Below are 16,611 nucleotides of genomic sequence, written 5' to 3'. Positions count from 1 at the left end.
TGGGAGCGAGCTTGCTCGCGATAGCGGTGTGTCAGGCAACAAACATATTGGATGTACCGACGCCTTCGCGAGCAGGCTCGCTCCCACAGGGGTATGTGCCGACCTGAACTTTCTTAGAAACCCTGCGGGGTCGAGCGGGCGACGATGGCCTCGATATTCAGGCCCCGAGGCAAGGCGCCGTACACCCGACCGGCCGAACCCAGGCGACTGGCAATGAACGCATCGCTGACATCGCTGTTCCCCGCTTCGAGCAGCAACCTCGCTTGCAGGCCGATAGCAATGTCTTCGGTCAATTGCCGGGCGCGATACTGGATGTCGTCGGTGTCCTTGAACGCCGCGTGCAATTGGTCGATATGGGCGGCCAGGCGCTTGTCCCCGTGGCCGTCGCCCAGTTCGTTGAAGAGCACTTCCAGCACGCCAGGTTCCTTGGACAAGGCGCGCAATACATCGAGGCATTGCACGTTGCCTGAACCTTCCCACGTCGAGTTGACCGGCGCCTCCCGATACAGGCGCGGCAGGATGCTGTCTTCGACGTAGCCGGCACCGCCCATGCATTCGGCGGCTTCGTTGATCATCGCGGGGGCGCGCTTGCAGATCCAGTACTTGCCCACCGCCGTCACCAGCCGGGCGAACTTGGCTTCGTGCTCGTCGTCCAGATGGTCCAGCGCCCGTCCCATGCGCAGGCTCAGGGCCAGCGCGGCTTCGCTTTCCAAGGCAAGGTCGGCCAGCACGTTTTGCATCAGCGGCTGTTCATTCAATACCTTGCCACCGACCGTGCGGTGCGCGCAGTGATGACTGGCCTGGGTCAAGGCCTGGCGCATCAGGGCGCTGGAGCCGACCATGCAATCGAAGCGGGTCATGGCGACCATCTCGATGATCGTCGGCACGCCCCGGCCCTCTTCCCCGACCATCCACGCCAAGGCGCCGCGGAACTCCACTTCGCTGGAGGCATTGGAACAATTGCCCAGCTTGTTTTTCAGGCGCTGGATGTAGAACTGATTGCGCGTGTCGTCCGGGCGATGGCGTGGCAGCAGGAAACAGGTCAGGCCCTTGTCGGTCTGGGCCAAGGTAAGGAACGCATCGCACATCGGTGCCGAGCAGAACCATTTATGCCCCACCAGTTCATACGCCTGCCCCGGCCCGCTGGCCCCCACTGGAAAGGCTTTGGTGGTATTGGCCCGCACATCGGTGCCACCCTGTTTTTCGGTCATCGCCATGCCCAGCGTGACCCCGGCCTTGTGGGCCATGCCAACGTTGCGCGGATCGTATTCGGTGGCGAGCACCTTCGGCACCCAGCGCTCGGCCAGGTCAGGCTGCAAGCGCAGCGCCGGCACACTGGCAAACGTCATGGTCAATGGACAACCGGTGCCTGCTTCGGCCTGGCTGTGCAGGTAAGTCATCGAAGCGCGGGCGACGTGGGCGCCGGGTTGCGGATGAGCCCACGGCAGGCTGGGCAGGCCATGCTCGATGGCGGTGCGCATCAACTGATGATAGGCAGGGTGAAACTCCACCAGGTCGATGCGGTGACCGTAACGGTCATGACTGGAAAACACCGGTTTGTTCTGGTTGGCCAGGAACCCGGCCTCCATCAGCGGACCGCCGGCCAGCGCACCGTAGGCATCGATCCGCGCCTGCGCCCAACCGGCGCCGAAACGCTGCGACCACTGTTGCAGCGGCAGGTCGATGCGATACAAATTGGCGCCGTCCAGGGACGGCGGCTGATTGGTGACGTCGTGGGTTTCGGCGAACTGGTGCAGGTTCATGACGGGGCTCCTTGGTCGGCCAGCAGGGATTCAGTTAAGCATCGCCTCCTGATCGATCAAAGTGGCATACCCGCCTAAATATCGGCGCTTTCACCCTGTTTCGGACAAAGTACCCGCCGCTGCAAAACCGCTTGCAACACCTCGAATTTCACCGGTTTGCCCAGATAATCGATCAAAGCTCCCGAAGGGCAGCAAGCAGGATCATGATGCGGACCGGCCACCAGCACGGGCAAGTCCTCGCAACCGGCCAGCGCGCGAATCTGGCAGCCAACCGACACGCCGTCCAGGGGCGGTGACTGGCAATCGAGGAGCACGGCGTCAAAACTTTCGACCTGCAGCACCTCCAAGGCCGCCCGACCACTGTCGACGGTGCGCACCCGGTAGCCCAGCTTGAGCAACATGCCGCGCATGACCAACTGATCGATGTTGTTGTCATCCGCCAAAAGCACCGTGCAATCCTGGGGCTCGCGCGAATCCCGGCGCCCGCTGAACGAAAAAGGGGTTGGGACACCCGCCGGCAACGCGAGATCGAACGCCACGTCCAATTGGAAACGACTGCCGCGCCCCGGCTCGGAGGTGTGGGTCAGGCGCCCGCCGAGCAATTCGACCAGTTGGCGGCAGATCGCCAAGCCCACACCGAGACCGCCGTATTCGCGGGTCATCGAACCGTCGAGCTGGAAAAAGCGCTGGTACAGGGTTGCTTCGCCGAGGTCGGTGAAACCGATGCCGGTGTCGATCACGGCGAAGGACAACACCAGGCGATCGAGCTCCGACGGACGCCCGCTGACCCGCAACGCGACGCCGCCTGTGCGGGTGAACTTGATGGCGTTGTCCAGAAGGCATTCCAAGCACTGGGCCAGTTTGCCACTGTCGCCCACCAGCCGGTCTGCCAGGCCGGGGTTTATGTCGACCTTGAAATCAAGGCCCTGGGTCGCCGCGTTGGCATCAAACTGCACCTGCAACGCGTCAATCACACCGCGCAGGCTGAACGGCGCCGGGTAGACCTTGAGCTTGCCGGCCTGCAACTCGGTGAGCGTGAGCATGCCGTTGACCATGCGCATCATGTCCCGCGCCGAGCCGGCGGCAGTCTGTTGGTACTGGGTCAGCTCCTCGTCCATTTCGACGGTTTCCATCAACTCCAGCGAGCCGATCACACCGTTCATCGGGGTGCGCAACTCATGGGTCAAGGTGGCGAGGAATTCATCCTTGAGCTTATTGCCCTGGGCCAATTGCTGGTTGAGCACTTCCAGTTTCTGCCCGGCGTCGAACAGCGTCTGGGCCTGCTGCTCGCGCATGGCGTTGATGCGGTCGGCCAAGGCCAGGGACAACAGCGCCACCTCGATGGCCGAGCCAATCTGGCTGGCGTACATGGTCAGGAAGATGTTCGGCAGGTAACCGAGCACCATCATTGTGTTGACGATGCCCCCTAACAGGAACGCCGACCACGCGATGATGAAATAACGCGCGACCCGCAGGCCACGCCACCAGGCGAACAGCCCGGCGGTAAAAATCACCACGGTGAACACCAAGGCCAATGCCGTCGCCAGGCGCAACGCCAGTGCGTAGCTGGTCATCAATGACAAGCCCACCACCACGGCGCCATAGGCAATCAGCGCCAACAGCAACCGGTCGAGCCAGCGGCTGTGCTGCGCGGTCTGCAGGAAACTACGAGCGAACTGACTGCCGAACAGCCCCGCGCAACCGATGAAGAACGGCGTCGCAGCGTTGGCCCACCAGGGATTGTCCGGCCAGAAATATTCGACCGCCGCGCCATTGACCGACAATTGATACAGGCCGAACGAGGCGATGTAGAAGATGTAATACAGGTAGCTGGTGTCGCGCACGCTCAGGTAAATGAACAGGTTGTAGACCAGCATGCCCAGCAACACGCCATAGATGATCCCCAGCACATACAGGCGCAACGGCTGTTGTTCCAGATAAGCAGTGCTCGACCACAACGTCAGTGGCGCCTGGATCGAGCCCTCGCTTTGCAGTCGCAGGTAGACGGTCTGGCGTTGATCGGGCTGGAAATCCAGGCTGAACAAGTAGTTGTTCTGGCGAATCTCGCGACGGGCGAAGGGCAGCGCATCGCCCGTCTGGCGGACCAGGCGATAGGCTCCGGTGCCGTCAGCCAGATACAGGTCCAGGTGATCCAACGGCGGATATGCGAGCTCCAACAGCCAGGTCCGCTGCGCGTCGGGATTGCCGGGACGATAGTGCAAGTCGATTTTCAGCCAGAACGCCGAGCGTGAATAACCCGCGTTCAACGTGGCTTTGTCATGGGGCTTGAAGCGACCGGCCGCGGCCTGGGCCAGGACGTCATCGATGGAAGCCGTGCCGCTGGCGTCTTCGAAGACTTGCAGGGCATGGCCCAAGGGCAGGCTCTGGGTACGTTCATCGAATTCGAGGGCGCTTGCCAAGGGGGACAAGCACAACAGCAACATCAGCAAATAGCGCATTTAAGCCCCAGCGTGGCCTGTCCGGTTGAGTCAGGAAGCCCCCCATTCCCTGAGTTGACGTAACACCGGCATTACCTGTTATTGGTTGGATCCATCTCTAGCATAGCCGTTGATGGCCAATTTGCACCATGGAAATTTTTCCGACAAAAGGCTCTAGGACGGGCGTCTCAGCGCCAAGCATTGAGATAGAGCTGTTGCTTTGGTCAGGTTGGTACTGACAGGCCATTTGTGGCGAGGGAGCTTGCTCCCGCTCGGTTGCGTAGCAACCGCAAGATCTCGGGGCCGCTTCCCGGCCCAGCGGGAGCAAGCTCCCTCGCCACAAAAGCAGTCGCCAGCAGGCAACGTCGTGTAAAACCTGCTGAGCCCAATCACCGACAAAACAGGTTTGGTGATAAGCTCGCGCACCATGAATATCTACAGCTCTCGCCCCGTTGTCCTCTGTCTCTCCGGCCACGACCCCAGTGGTGGCGCCGGCTTGCAGGCAGATATCGAAGCCCTGCTCGCCCAGGGATGTCATGCCGCCCCGGCCGTTACTGCGTTGACCGTGCAAGACACCGTCAACGTCAGCGATTTTCGCGTGCTCGATCGCGAGTGGGTGCTGGCGCAAGCCAATGCCGTGCTCAACGATTCGCCCGTGGCGGCGGTCAAGCTGGGGATGCTCGGCTCGCTGGAAATGGTCGACACGGTGGTCGAGCTGCTCCAGGCGCACCCGCATTTGCCGATGGTCTGCGACCCGGTGCTGCGCGCCGGTGGCGGCGGACGGCTGGGCAAGGATGAAGTCGGCTACGCCATGCGCGAACGCCTGCTGCCACTGGCGATCATCGCCACGCCCAACCTGCCTGAAGCGCGCATCCTCGCCGAACTGCCTGAAGGCAGCGCCGATGAATGCGCCGAAAAATTGCTGCCCTTCGTCAAGCACCTGCTGATCACCGGCGGTCACGGCGACGAGCATGAAGTCCATAATCGCCTGTACAGCCGTGACGGGCACCGCGAAACGTTCACCTGCCAGCGCTTGCCCGGCAGCTATCACGGTTCCGGTTGCACCCTCGCCAGCGCCATCGCCGGCCGGCTGGCCCAGGGCGAACAGCTCGCCAGCGCGGTCAAGACAGCGCTGGACTACACCTGGCGCACCCTGCGCGATGCCGAGCAACTGGGCAAAGGCCAGTTCGTACCGCGTCGCCTGCCGCTGGATTTCTGCTCGTAGCACGGGAGCCGTGAAATGAAACTACGTGGCCTTTATGCCGTCACCGATAGCCAGTTGCTGGCCGGCAAATTCCTCGTCTATGTCGAAGCGGCGCTGGAAGGTGGCGTGACGTTGCTGCAGTACCGCGACAAAAGCAGCGACGAGGCCCGGCGCCTGCGCGAAGCCGAAGCCCTGCGCAACCTGTGCGAACGCTACAAGACCCAACTGATCATCAATGATGACGCCGAACTGGCCGCGCGCCTCGGCGTCGGCGTCCACCTGGGCCAGACCGATGGCCCGCTGGCGCCGGTGCGGGCGTTGCTCGGCCACAAGGCAATCGTCGGCTCTACCTGCCACGCCAGCCTGGAATTGGCCGAGCAGGCCGTCAACGAAGGCGCCAGCTATGTCGCGTTCGGCCGTTTCTTCAACTCCAGCACCAAGCCCGGCGCGCCCAGCGCAAACCTTGAACTGCTCGAACAGGCCCGCATCAAATTGCATGTACCGATTTGCGCGATTGGCGGCATCACCCTGGAAAACGCCGCCCCGCTGGTGGCCCATGGGGTCGATCTGCTCGCGGTGGTCCATGGCCTGTTCGGCGCCGACAGCACCGCTGAAGTGACGCGACGCGCCCGCGCCTTCAACGACCTGCTGCTCATCAAATAGTCATTTTTCGTTTTCGAGAGCCCAACCATGTCCCGTTCCGAAACCCTGTTTGCCAACGCCCAGAAACACATCCCCGGCGGCGTGAATTCGCCCGTTCGTGCGTTCAAGAGCGTCGGCGGCACCCCGCTGTTCTTCAAGCATGCCGAAGGCGCCTACGTCACCGACGAAGATGACAAGCGCTACGTTGACTATGTGGGCTCGTGGGGTCCGATGATCCTCGGTCACAGCCATCCGGACGTGTTGGATGCGGTGCGCAAGCAGCTGGAACACGGCCTGTCCTACGGCGCCCCGACCGCGATGGAAACCGAGATGGCGGACCTGGTCTGCTCCATCGTGCCGTCGATGGAGATGGTACGCATGGTCAGCTCCGGCACCGAAGCGACCATGAGTGCGATCCGCCTGGCGCGCGGCTACACCGGTCGCGACAGCATCATCAAGTTCGAAGGCTGCTATCACGGCCACTCCGACAGCTTGCTGGTCAAGGCCGGTTCGGGCGCTCTGACTCAAGGCGTGCCGAGCTCGGCCGGCGTGCCGGCGGCGTTCGCCAAACACACCCTGACCTTGCCGTTCAACGATATTGAAGAAGTCGAGAAGATGCTCGGCGAAGTCGGTCAGGAAGTGGCTTGCATCATCGTCGAGCCGGTGGCCGGCAACATGAACTGCGTGCCGCCGGCGCCAGGCTTTCTCGAAGGCCTGCGCAGCCTGTGCGACCAGCACGGCGTGGTGTTGATTTTCGATGAAGTGATGACCGGTTTCCGTGTCGCCCTCGGTGGCGCCCAGGCCCATTACGGCGTGACGCCGGACTTGAGCACGTTCGGCAAGATCATTGGCGGCGGCATGCCGGTGGGCTGCTTCGGCGGCAAACGCGCGATCATGGAATGCATCGCCCCGCTGGGCCCGGTCTACCAGGCTGGCACGCTGTCAGGCAATCCGCTGGCCATGGCTGCCGGCCTGACCACCCTGCGCCTGATCAGCCGCCCGGGTTTCCATGCCGAACTGACCGAGTTCACCACGCGCCTGCTCGACGGCTTGCAGGTACGTGCCGATGCAGCGGGCATTCCCTTCGTGACCACCCAGGCCGGCGGCATGTTCGGCCTGTACTTCAGTGGCGCCGATGACATCGTGACCTTCGATGACGTGATGGCCAGCGACGCCGACCGCTTCAAGCGCTTCTTCCACCTGATGCTTGAAGGTGGCGTGTACCTGGCGCCGAGCGCGTTCGAAGCCGGCTTCACCTCCATCGCCCATGGCGACGCCGAGTTGAAAATCACGCTCGACGCGGCCGAGCGGGCCTTCGCTGCACTGAAGTAGGATCGCCGCTTATCGATGTCCCCTCGCCCAGCTCAGATTGGTGTCCCGCGCCTGTCTGTCGCTGGACAATACCGCCCCTCGACACAGCAGCGGTCTTCCAGTGAAGCCGCTGCCCGGGGCGTCAACCCTGCCCTTACCAGGGCAGTTGAATTATATGAAGTAGTGTTCCGGTACTGAATATTCAGCACTCAAACAAACTCATCCTATGATCTGACTCGATTGGTCACAAAGTTCTGGTATTTCTCACGTCGAATAGCCTGCTTGGACTCTGCGAACGACAAAAGCGTCGTCGCGTAAGCGAAGGAATCGGCATTTTTATAAGCTAGTTGATGGAAATTTATTGCTCCGCCGCCCTTAAGCTTCTCTCTGTATGCGTCAAGCTGATCCTTCGGAACAACCTGCCCTCGTGGAAGCTCATATAAAGAGCTTGGGTCCATGCCGCTCAAGACTTTACCGTAGACATAGTCTTCGGTGCCTGCCGCCGCATGCGAAAATTCATGAATGATCGTTTGAGCCATAAAGTCCTTATCTGTGATCTGACGCAGTTGTTGCCAATTTTCCTTATTGGCTTGTAAGAACTTCGCCCCTTTATAATCCTTCAGATCGACTTTCTTTTCGCTGATAAGCTTCCTTTTCTCCATCCATGAAAGATCTTTGGATTGCTCTACAGTTCGCTCCATGCTCCGCCGATATATCTTGAAATCTTGATATTCCCTCTGATCTATCTGAGCAACTGTCGTCAGACCTTCTCGCCAAGGTATATCCTTGAAATCACGCGAAACGTTCGTGTCATCCATAAGTGCTTGAACTTTTCCGAGATCTTCTTTCCAGTGCATCTTTCGTTCAGGAGACGAATCACCGAAAAATAAATTCATCACCACTTCAATTCCGGGGCTACTTCCTGTCTCCAGAATTTCAATCGTCTTGCCGATTATCTTTTGGGCGGCGCTCTTGGCTTGATCAACATCCCGCATAAATGGATCGAGCAGTGGAGCCAAGCCCTCCGCGTCACGCAACGACACGGGATTATTCTGAACCATTCTGTAGAGATTCAGCCCGTCAACCGCCCCTGCCGGGTCGGGATTGATCCATCTTTGCAACCACGGGGCGTAATACCTGAAGCCATAGTAGGAGAGCCCTGTGGCGTCACGCTCCTGGCCCGAATAACGAATCACCTTATACTTCGCTTCAGTGGCGTTTCGCGCCGCCCGCCACGCCGTGCCGCCATATGGGTAGTAACCCTCCCGACTCATCAACCGGGCCTGCGCATCGAGTTCCAGCACCGCGCTGCCAAGGTGATCGTCCATCTCATAGCGCAACTGGTCGTTGTGGATGTCCTGCGGGAGCCTCGCATGCCAGCGCAGCGCCCGCACCCGGGCCCGTCCGGCCGAGGTCGTGACCACATCCAGCACTTCCCCCGTGACCGAATCGGTCCTTAGCTCCAGTCCCGGCAGATAGCGCACCTCGGCGACATGGGTGATGGCCTTCGCCTGGCGCAGGATAATCTTGCGCACTCGCCAGTTGCCGCCGTCATAAACATAACGTTCCCGGTCCATCGGGCCATCCTGGCGCGACAGCTGGGTCGCTTGCTTCAACTGGTTACGCACGTCCCACGCTAGCGGTTGGCCCTCCAGGCTCTGCAAATTGCCATTGGCATCGAAACCCGCCTCGATATCCGGTGCGGGGCTGTCCTGTGGCCAGGGCAGGCTGCGATTGCTGCCGGGGGCTACGGCCATGCGCCGGGTCCAGTTCTGCTGGCCGTGATGTGTCAATAAAGTGAGATTGCCGCCGGCATCGTAGGTATAGCGTTCGCTGTAAGGCGTGAGCACGCTGGGGTCTGCACCGCCGGGGAGTGGAATGATCCCCGGCAACCCAGGGCCCACGCCGGCGCTGGGGCTCTCCCGGCCCGAGGCCTCGATCAATTGGTACAGGCTGTCGTAGGCATAGGTGCTCACTCCGTCGGTCTTGCGGTTGGCGAAGTAGGCATTCGCCACGGTAGAGTCCTCGATGCGTAGCACATTACCCACCGGATCGTAGCCATAGCTGAGCGACTGCAGAAGGATCCCGTCAGAGCGGCTGGTCATCAGGTGCAGCAGGCGGCCGTTGGCCGGGCTGTACGTGGCGGTGCTTCGCACGCCGTTGCCCGCCGTCTGGGACTCGATTTGGCCAAAGGCAGAGTATGTCAGCTCTCGCACCAAACATAGCTCAGCCCCCCCCGACAGGGTCAGCGCGCTTTCGCTTAGCTGACCCGCGACCGTGTAAGCCTGGCGCTGCTTGTGACCGCGCGCATCGACCTGCGTGAGCACCGCACCGAATGCGTCATGGGTCCAAGCCGTGGTATAGACCTCGGGCTCGAGCAGTGCGTCACGCGCGATCTCGTCCTCGGCCCAGTCGGGAGTTTCCAACGTCTGCAGAAAAGCACGGCTCTCGGTCAGTGCCTGACCTCGTATGCCATAGTCGGGCCAGTGTCTTGTGCCGGCAGGGTCGTCGTGGCGCAGCACTTGCCCGCAACGGTTTCCGTCGGCTTCCGAAGGGCCACCGTAAGTCAGGCGCTCTACACAACACTCGGGCTCGTCCGCCGCCTGCTCATACACTGCCACCGGGCGAAGCAAGCTATCGTAATCGGTGCGGACATGACTACCGCGTCCGTCCCAAACGTCCTTTGCCAGCCCGGTTTCGCTCAGCAACGCCACACGCCAGCCCGCATCTATGCTCTTGCTAGCCAATACCTGTCCCGAGAGGCTGGGGATCACGACCTGATTGGCGAGCGGTACCGGGCCCTCCTGTAACGCCCAAAGCCGTGCATCCCACTGCGCCACTCGCCGACCGGCCGCGTCGAATGCCTGGCGTTCCACGCGCGCCTCGGCTACCTCAGCCGCCCCCGCGCGACAGTAGCGCACCGTGCGCGACGGCAGGCCCCGCGGGTCCGTGACAGATAGAGTCGGGGTGTACTGATGCAAGCAAGCAGTCATAGCCAAACAACTCCATTCCAAAGCTACCTGGGGGCGGCAGCGTAGCCGCCGGGCGTGGCCCTCACATGGTAAATGTGAAGAACGATGTCGCGGCCTCACCCACACTAACCACGGACAAGAAGTGTGGCTACTGTCAGATCTGTCAGGTGAGGGCCAGAAAAAGCGGCAGGTAGTAATGGGTGGCGACTCAGTCTGGCGCGGTGATAACTGACGGTGCTGGCTGACACCAGCGTCAGCGATTGCCGATAGTTCTCGAGCGTTTTTCTTACGTATTTACCCAACAAGTGGCCGCTGCCATTCCCTCGCAGCAGAAAATCGAGTAAAGACTTTGTAAGGATGGCCCCGCTTATTTCATAATGCGCGCTTATTGGATCCCCCGGAGGGTCCGCGCGCCCCTCAGAGGTAAGTCGATTCCCATGAACCGCACCGGCCGCACCCTTGCCTTGGGCTGCCTGTTGCTCCTTCAGCCCCTGCTCGCTAACGCACAGGCAGGCGGTAACTCGTTGTTGATCCCGGCGATGGGCCGTTGCACGCTCAATACCCAGCCACAGGATCTCGCACCGGCACTCGACGCCTGTCGAAAAGCTGCCGACGAGGGCGATGCCCAAGCGCAATATGAATTGGGCGAGTTCTACTATGACGGCAAGGCTGCGCCCCGCGACCTCAAGCAAGCCCTCAACTATTTCGAAAAAGCCTCGCTACAAGGCCATGCCCAGGCGCAATTCAAGCTCGGCGGCATGTTCTTTCATGGCGAAGGCGTACCGGCGAACAACGTCCAGGCTTACATCGTCTTGAAGATGGCGGCCGTCAATGGCGCCGAAGAAGCCTTGGACACCGCCGATGAAGTCGCCGAGCAGATGCCCCGCGATGAGTTGGAGGTGGCGACCCAGGTGCTGGGACAGATCTTTCGCAAATACCTGATGGAATTGCAGAACGCCGACGGGCGTACGCCGTTCTCGCCATTGCCCTGATTATTGCGCAGCCCTGAATGTTAGCGGCGCGGTCTGCCAATCGATAATGGCGGTGGGGGTGGCGGTGGCGGTGGGGGCGGCAGTGCAATTGCAGTTAAAGTAGCTTGAGCAAAGGGGTTGGGGTTTTCGGTTGATGTTCCAAACTCTTGCGTCAGGCGATTACGGATCGGATTCGCCCATTTTTCGGGAATGACACCAACGATATGCGTAAATCCAACCAGGTCATTTTTTTTAACAAACTTAAAATTCTTAAAGTCATCTGGTGAACCTATCGTATCGGCACCCTCAACAAGCGGCGTATTCTGACTTGACCTGGAAGTGTACCCCACACTGTAGACTGCTCCCCCTACCCCTTTGATTACCGAGAAACCAACCAGCTCGCTTTGATCAACCTCAATCTTCTCCGCTAATTGAGTGTGACCCGGTATAGGTTGCGCGGGATCATTGTGCGTAATCGGCAGGATTTTTACTCTTTCGCCTTTTATGTTCGTAACCGTTGCATTGTCCCACGTTCTATTTGTATGAGGCATGGAGCGCCCACTGGCGCGCAACGGAGCAAGATAAATCACGCCGGTATTGATATGCGCCACGCCTGTGAACGCTGCTCCTTGCGCAGCTTCGCTAAAGGTTTCGCGACTCGCATCGTCAAACAAGAATTCTTTTGGCGGCTCAATCGAGTGAACCAAATCACTGTCTTTCAAGGGTGTCGTATTACCGGCTGGCCTTATATCTTTCAGCTCATTTATCGATGTCAGACCAATCGGCAAATATCGGTAGTCGTCCGCAGCCTCGCCTATGACGGGTACCGCGCCATGCCCCTGTTTGTCGATCAGAGCCAGGGGATTGCCCCGCACCATCCTGAACAGGTTCATACCATCGACATCCCCCGCCGGATCCGGATTGACCCACCGCTGCAGCCACGGGGCGTAATACCTGAAGCCGTAATATAAGAGCCCTGTGGCATCACGCTCCTGGCTTGAGTAGCGGATCACCTTGTACTTCGCCTCTGTGGCGCTGCGGGCCGCCCTCCAGGCCGTAGCGCCGTACGGATAGTAGCCCTCCCGACTCATCAGTTGGGCCTGGCCATCGAGCTCCATCACCGCACTGCCCAAGTGATCGCCGAACTGGTAGCGCAGCTGATCGTTGGGGATGTCGGACGGGCGCCCCGCCTGCCAGTGCAAAGCTCGCACCTGGGCTCGTCCGGCCGATGCCGTGACCACTTCCACCGCCTCTCCCGTAGCCGTGTTGGTCCGCAGCTCCAACCCCGGCAAGTAGCGCACTTCGGCGACGTGAGTGATGGCTAACGCCTGGCGCAGGGTGGTCTTGCGCACTCGCCAGTTGCCGCCGTCATAGATGTAGTGTTCTCGGTCCGCCGGCCCGTCCTCGCGCAGCAGTTGAGCTGCCTGCCGGAGTTGGTTGCGCACGCCCCACGCCAATGGCTGGCCTTCCAGGCTTCGCAGGTTGCCGTTGGCATCGAAACCCGCCTCGATGTCCGGTTCGGGGCTGTTCTCTGGCCACGGCAAGCTGCGGTTGCTGGTGGGGGCAATAGCCATGCGCCGGGTCCAGCTCTGCAAGCCCTGGTGTGCCAGCAAGGTGAGATTGCCACCGGCATCATAGACATAACGTTCGGTGTAAGGTGTGAGTACGCTGGTGTCTCCAGCGCCGGGCAGCGGGATGGTTCCCGGCAACCCGGGGCCTACGCCAACGCTGGGAGTTTCCCGCCCCGTTGCCTCGATCAGTTGATACAGGCTGTCGTAGGCATAGGTGCTTAGCCCATCGCTCTTGCGGTTGGCGAAATAAGTGATCGCCACGGTGCCATCCTCGATACTCAGCACATTGCCAACCCGATCGTAGACATAGCTGAGTGCCTGCAGCTGGGCGCCGCCGGGGCGACTGGTCGCTAAGTGCAGCAGGCGGCCGTCGGCCGGATCGTAGGTGGCCGTGCTGCGCACGCCGTTGCCCGCCGCCTGAGATTCGACCTGGCCGAAAGCGTTGTAGGCAAGTTCGTGGACCAGGCACAGTTCGGTACCTCCCGAGAGAGTCAACCCGCTTTCCCTGAGCTGCCCAGCAACCGTGTACGCGTGGCGCCGCTCGTGGCCGCGCGCATCGATCTGGGTGAGCACCGCGCCGAACGCGTCATGGGTCCAGATCGTGGTAAAGGCCTCTGGCTCAAGCAACGCATCGCGCTCGACCTCGTCCTCAGGCCAGTCCGGAGTCTCCAGCGTCAGCAGGAAGTTGCGGATTTCGACCCGAGCCTGGCCCCGCAGGTAGTAGATCGGCCAGCGTCGCGTGCCGGCCGGGTCGTCGTGACGCAGCAGTCGGCCGCAACGATTGCTGCCGGCTTCCGCGGGGCCACCATAGGACAGACGCTCCACACGATGCCCGGCCTCCCCGGCCGCCTGTTCGTATGCCGCCACCGGACGCAGCAAGCCATCATAATCAGTGCGATGACTACCGCGCCCGTCCCAAGCCTGTCGAACCTGTCCGGCCTCGCCCGGCAGCGCCACCCGCCAACCCGCGTCCACGCTTACGGTCGACAGCACCTGCCCCGACAGGCTATGGATTGCGGTCTGGTTCGGTGTTACTGCCTCGCCGGCCTCGTGCCGGGTCCATAACCGCGCGTCCCACTGCGCCACCCCACGTCCGGCGGCGTCGAATACCTGGCGCTCTATCCGCGCTTCGGCATCTTGCCCTGATGAAGTGCGGCAATAGCGCACCGTGCGTGACGGCAGGCCCCGTGGGTCGATGAGGTTCAGGGTCGGAGTGTTACTGTGCAGCAAACCAGTGAGAGACATGTGCAGCCACACTCCAATTCGCCTGTGGCGAGGCAGCACGCTGCCCACCCGGGACCATTTCCAGCGGTACTGGTGTAACCGAGACCAAGACAGAGCAAGTCACCGCGTCCCGGTATTCCACCGACTCGCGGTGAGGGAAATATTATCGTCGGATGAAAATGCCGCTACTGTCAGACCTGACAGGTAGCTCCTGAGTAGCCACCGAGCCGGTCATTTTGCCGATTGCCTCGGGAAGAAGATGGCGGCGGTCAACGCCGTCGAAGAAGCCCCGGACACCGCCGATGAAGCCGCCGAACAGATGCCCCGCGACGAGCTGGAAGTGGCGCCCCAGGTGCTAGGGCAGATCTTTCGCAAATACCTCATGGAATAGGCGTATGCCTTTTCCCCGCAGCCCTGAACCCGCCGCAGAACGGGTACTGGTACTTATCGTGGCGAGGGCGCTTGCTCCCGCTCGGTTGCGCAGCGACCGCAACATCTGGGGGCCGCTTCGCCCGAGGCGTCGGACCGGCCCAGCGGGAGCAAGCTCCCTCGCCACAAAGGACTGCGCTCAGCTTGCCAGCGGATTTTTATTTCTCAGGCATCGGCATCGGAAACGGCATGACATTGCCGACCGCGCCGCGGGCTTCGCTGATCTTCGGAGTGCCCAGGCGCTCCACTTCATCGATGCGCACGATCGAATGCATCGGCACGAAGCTGCGCACCACGCCTTCGAACTGCGCCTTGAGCTTTTCTTCGCTCGGGTCGACGACCACTTGCGTGCGCTCGCCAAAGACGAATTCCTCAACCTCCAGGAAGCCCCACAGATCACTTTGATAGATCTGCTTGGCGTACATCTCGAACACCTGGCCCTGGTTGAGGAAAATCACCTTGTAGATTGGAGCTTCACGTTTGGTCATGGCTGGCGAAACACATCGGCGGGTAAAAATGAGGGCGCGAACTATAGCATAGCCACTGCTCGCACAACGGTAGGAACAGCGGGACTTGTTCCCTATAATGCGCGGTTCTTTGAATCACGTGATGACCCCGTCCATGGCCAAGAAGCTTTACATCGAAACCCACGGTTGCCAGATGAACGAGTACGACAGCTCGCGCATGGTCGATCTGCTGGGTGAACACCAGGCCCTGGAAGTCACCGCCCGCGCCGAAGACGCGGACGTGATCCTGCTCAACACCTGCTCGATCCGTGAGCGCGCCCAGGACCGGGTGTATTCCCAGCTCGGCCGCTGGCGCGAACTGAAGCTCGCCAACCCGGAAATGGTCATCGCCGTGGGCGGTTGCGTGGCCAGCCAGGAAGGCGCCGCCATTCGTGATCGTGCGCCCTACGTGGACGTGGTCTTCGGCCCGCAGACCTTGCACCGCCTGCCGGAAATGATCGACGCCGCGCGTAGCACCAAGCTGCCGCAAGTGGACGTCTCGTTCCCGGAAATCGAAAAATTCGACCATTTGCCCGAGCCACGTATCGACGGCCCCAGTGCCTACGTGTCGGTAATGGAAGGCTGCAGCAAATACTGCACGTTCTGCGTGGTGCCCTATACCCGCGGCGAAGAAGTCAGCCGGCCCTTCGACGACGTGATCGCCGAAATCATCCACCTGGCGGAAAACGGCGTGCGCGAAGTGACCCTGCTGGGGCAGAACGTCAACGGCTATCGCGGCCTGACCCACGACGGTCGCCTGGCGGACCTCGCCGAGCTGATCCGCGTCGTGGCGGCGGTGGACGGCATCGACCGCATCCGCTACACCACCTCCCATCCGCTGGAGTTCTCCGACAGCCTGATCCAGGCCCACGCCGAGGTCCCCGAGCTGGTCAAGCACCTGCACCTGCCGGTGCAATCGGGCTCCGACCGGATCCTCGCCGCCATGAAGCGCAACCACACGGCGCTGGAGTACAAATCCAAACTGCGCAAGCTGCGTGCGGCAGTGCCGGGCATCTGCATCAGTTCGGACTTTATCGTCGGTTTCCCTGGCGAAACCGAGAAAGATTTCCAGCAAACCATGAAGTTGATCGAGGATGTGGGCTTCGACTTCTCCTATTCCTTCGTCTATAGCCAGCGCCCTGGCACCCCGGCGGCCGACCTCGCGGACGAAACCCCGGAAGAAGTGAAAAAGGAACGACTCAACGCCTTGCAGCACCGCCTGAACCAGCAGGGTTTCGAGATCAGCCGACAAATGGTCGGTTCGATCCAGCGCATCCTGGTCACCGATTACTCGAAAAAAGACCCGGGCGAATTACAGGGCCGTACCGAGAACAACCGCATCGTCAACTTCCGTTGCGACACGCCGGCCTTGATCGGCCAGTTCGCCGACGTGCACATCGATGCCGCGCAACCGCACTCGCTGCGGGGTTCGCTGGTCCAGTAACAACGCAATTCCCCTGTGGGAGCGAGCTTGCTCGCGATAGCGGCATGACAGTCAATACGTATGTTGAATGCAGGGCCCCCATCGCGAGCAAGCTCGCCCCCACAATGAGTTGTGTGGGGCCTGTTGTCAGATTCGC

General features: G+C 61.1%; 10 protein-coding genes and 1 pseudogene. 6 read left to right on the top strand and 5 right to left on the bottom strand.

Annotated features, from left to right (window positions below; translation table 11 throughout):
• Positions 1-113 precede the first annotated feature (113 nt).
• Both FHK92_RS19235 and FHK92_RS19230 read right to left on the bottom strand, forming a co-directional pair.
• Positions 114-1,763, bottom strand: a complete 1,650-nt coding sequence (locus tag FHK92_RS19235; RefSeq protein ID WP_181289434.1) for an acyl-CoA dehydrogenase family protein — start codon at positions 1,761-1,763, stop codon at positions 114-116.
• Between the two features lie 74 nt (positions 1,764-1,837).
• Complete coding sequence (locus FHK92_RS19230) at positions 1,838-4,222, bottom strand: hybrid sensor histidine kinase/response regulator (protein ID WP_181289433.1); 2,385 nt, start codon at positions 4,220-4,222, stop codon at positions 1,838-1,840.
• A gap of 406 nt (positions 4,223-4,628) precedes the next feature.
• On the opposite strand from FHK92_RS19230, the gene FHK92_RS19225 reads away from it, so the two are divergent.
• Genes FHK92_RS19225 through hemL form a run of 3 tightly spaced genes read left to right on the top strand, consistent with a single transcriptional unit; the run spans position 4,629 to position 7,379 of the window.
• The gene (locus tag FHK92_RS19225; RefSeq protein WP_030140354.1) at positions 4,629-5,426 is read left to right on the top strand and encodes a hydroxymethylpyrimidine/phosphomethylpyrimidine kinase; all 798 of its coding nucleotides are present in this window, start codon (positions 4,629-4,631) and stop codon (positions 5,424-5,426) included.
• A gap of 15 nt (positions 5,427-5,441) precedes the next feature.
• Positions 5,442-6,068: a thiamine phosphate synthase gene (thiE, locus tag FHK92_RS19220; protein WP_181289432.1), complete on the top strand. Its 627-nt coding sequence runs from the start codon at positions 5,442-5,444 to the stop codon at positions 6,066-6,068.
• Positions 6,069-6,095: 27 nt separating this feature from the next.
• Positions 6,096-7,379: a glutamate-1-semialdehyde 2,1-aminomutase gene (hemL, locus tag FHK92_RS19215; protein ID WP_181289431.1), complete on the top strand. Its 1,284-nt coding sequence runs from the start codon at positions 6,096-6,098 to the stop codon at positions 7,377-7,379.
• Between the two features lie 203 nt (positions 7,380-7,582).
• On the opposite strand, the gene FHK92_RS19210 is transcribed toward hemL, so the two are convergent.
• A complete protein-coding gene (locus FHK92_RS19210) occupies positions 7,583-10,234 on the bottom strand; it encodes an RHS repeat-associated core domain-containing protein (RefSeq protein ID WP_309109611.1) in 2,652 nt (883 codons plus the stop codon).
• A 533-nt stretch (positions 10,235-10,767) separates the two neighbouring features.
• On the opposite strand from FHK92_RS19210, the gene FHK92_RS19205 reads away from it, so the two are divergent.
• Positions 10,768-11,322: a tetratricopeptide repeat protein gene (locus FHK92_RS19205; protein WP_181289429.1), complete on the top strand. Its 555-nt coding sequence runs from the start codon at positions 10,768-10,770 to the stop codon at positions 11,320-11,322.
• 20 nt (positions 11,323-11,342) lie between these two features.
• On the opposite strand, the gene FHK92_RS19200 is transcribed toward FHK92_RS19205, so the two are convergent.
• A complete protein-coding gene (locus FHK92_RS19200) occupies positions 11,343-14,117 on the bottom strand; it encodes an RHS repeat-associated core domain-containing protein (RefSeq protein WP_181289428.1) in 2,775 nt (924 codons plus the stop codon).
• Positions 14,118-14,352: 235 nt separating this feature from the next.
• On the opposite strand from FHK92_RS19200, the pseudogene FHK92_RS19195 reads away from it, so the two are divergent.
• Positions 14,353-14,487: pseudogene (locus FHK92_RS19195) on the top strand (tetratricopeptide repeat protein); the annotation flags it as partial.
• A gap of 196 nt (positions 14,488-14,683) precedes the next feature.
• Here FHK92_RS19195 and FHK92_RS19190 read toward each other — a convergent pair.
• Positions 14,684-15,013 (bottom strand): DUF1820 family protein, encoded by a 330-nt coding sequence (locus tag FHK92_RS19190; protein ID WP_003185742.1) that lies wholly within the window; start codon positions 15,011-15,013, stop codon positions 14,684-14,686.
• A 133-nt stretch (positions 15,014-15,146) separates the two neighbouring features.
• Here FHK92_RS19190 and miaB point away from each other — a divergent pair, with 133 nt between their 5' ends.
• The gene (gene miaB, locus FHK92_RS19185) at positions 15,147-16,475 is read left to right on the top strand and encodes a tRNA (N6-isopentenyl adenosine(37)-C2)-methylthiotransferase MiaB (RefSeq protein WP_167659362.1); all 1,329 of its coding nucleotides are present in this window, start codon (positions 15,147-15,149) and stop codon (positions 16,473-16,475) included.
• Positions 16,476-16,611: the final 136 nt, after the last annotated feature.

This window comes from Pseudomonas brassicacearum subsp. neoaurantiaca (genome assembly GCF_013608025.1).
Taxonomy (GTDB): domain Bacteria; phylum Pseudomonadota; class Gammaproteobacteria; order Pseudomonadales; family Pseudomonadaceae; genus Aquipseudomonas.
Note: the sequence above shows the minus strand (reverse complement) of the source record. Positions and strands in the feature narration are given on the sequence as shown.

Coding starts and splice junctions, on each gene's coding strand:
- FHK92_RS19235 (WP_181289434.1), bottom strand. CDS start 1,763: ATGAACCTGCACCAGTTCGCCGAAACCCACGACGTCACCAATCAGCCG.
- FHK92_RS19230 (WP_181289433.1), bottom strand. CDS start 4,222: ATGCGCTATTTGCTGATGTTGCTGTTGTGCTTGTCCCCCTTGGCAAGC.
- FHK92_RS19225 (WP_030140354.1), top strand. CDS start 4,629: ATGAATATCTACAGCTCTCGCCCCGTTGTCCTCTGTCTCTCCGGCCAC.
- thiE (WP_181289432.1), top strand. CDS start 5,442: ATGAAACTACGTGGCCTTTATGCCGTCACCGATAGCCAGTTGCTGGCC.
- hemL (WP_181289431.1), top strand. CDS start 6,096: ATGTCCCGTTCCGAAACCCTGTTTGCCAACGCCCAGAAACACATCCCC.
- FHK92_RS19205 (WP_181289429.1), top strand. CDS start 10,768: ATGAACCGCACCGGCCGCACCCTTGCCTTGGGCTGCCTGTTGCTCCTT.
- FHK92_RS19200 (WP_181289428.1), bottom strand. CDS start 14,117: ATGTCTCTCACTGGTTTGCTGCACAGTAACACTCCGACCCTGAACCTC.
- FHK92_RS19190 (WP_003185742.1), bottom strand. CDS start 15,013: ATGACCAAACGTGAAGCTCCAATCTACAAGGTGATTTTCCTCAACCAG.
- miaB (WP_167659362.1), top strand. CDS start 15,147: ATGGCCAAGAAGCTTTACATCGAAACCCACGGTTGCCAGATGAACGAG.